Genomic DNA, 785 nt, shown 5'->3' with positions numbered 1-785 from the left:
CCGTTTCCATTGAGCAGCTCTTCCCGATTGCAAAGGATCAGATTATGAGACACGGCATTGACACCGTAGTAGACTCCGCCTTTGTGCCGGATCTCCTGGCTGCGGAAAGGCGTCATCACGGCCACAGATTCTGTGGTCAGGGTGCGCATCACATCGATCCGCCGCAGGCCGTAGGGCAGACAGGTGTTCAGCCCATCCTCCTGCTGCCATTTCAGAATGCCGATCTGGCAGTTGCCATGCGATCCGGCCACCGAACGGATGGTTTCGGTATCCTCATCCAATTCTTCTTCTGTGTCAGCCAAATGAGTGATCGTAAGCAGCCCATGGATCATGTGCTGATCCCGAACGGTGATATCATCCATCATTTCCTTGGTCACCGACCGGGCCTGCTCCAGCTCATAGGGAATATTGGCGGAAAATTGGTTGTTCATGTTCTGCCTGGTCTGCCAGCGGGAAATATCGGTCTCCACCGCCATGATCTTCTTCTGCACTTCCTTTATGGCTTTGTCTGTGGGTTCTGGAATGAGATCCAGAGACAGCACCATGTTTTTCGGCAGATCGGCCAGCTGGGAAATCAGATCGTCTTTGATAAAGTTGGCATACTCCCGAAGAAAGAGTACCCGGCCCACCTGGTCACCCAGCTCAAACCGATCTTTCTTAAACTCAATGCACTCCGGGGCAACAGCGTCTTTGAAGTCATGGCCTTTGCGGATGTAGTCCTTCAGGTCAAAGGAAAATTCCTGCTCCTTGGGCCGGAAGAAATCGTGGAACAGCCGCAGCCGTTC

At 53.1% G+C, this 785-nt stretch carries 1 pseudogene; it reads right to left on the bottom strand.

What is annotated here, in order from left to right:
- A pseudogene (locus tag KQI26_RS15845) lies at positions 1 to 785 on the bottom strand (VirB4-like conjugal transfer ATPase); the annotation flags it as partial.

The sequence above is a fragment of the Intestinimonas sp. MSJ-38 genome, assembly GCF_018917925.1.
Taxonomy (GTDB): domain Bacteria; phylum Bacillota; class Clostridia; order Oscillospirales; family Butyricicoccaceae; genus Pseudobutyricicoccus.
Note: the sequence above shows the minus strand (reverse complement) of the source record. Positions and strands in the feature narration are given on the sequence as shown.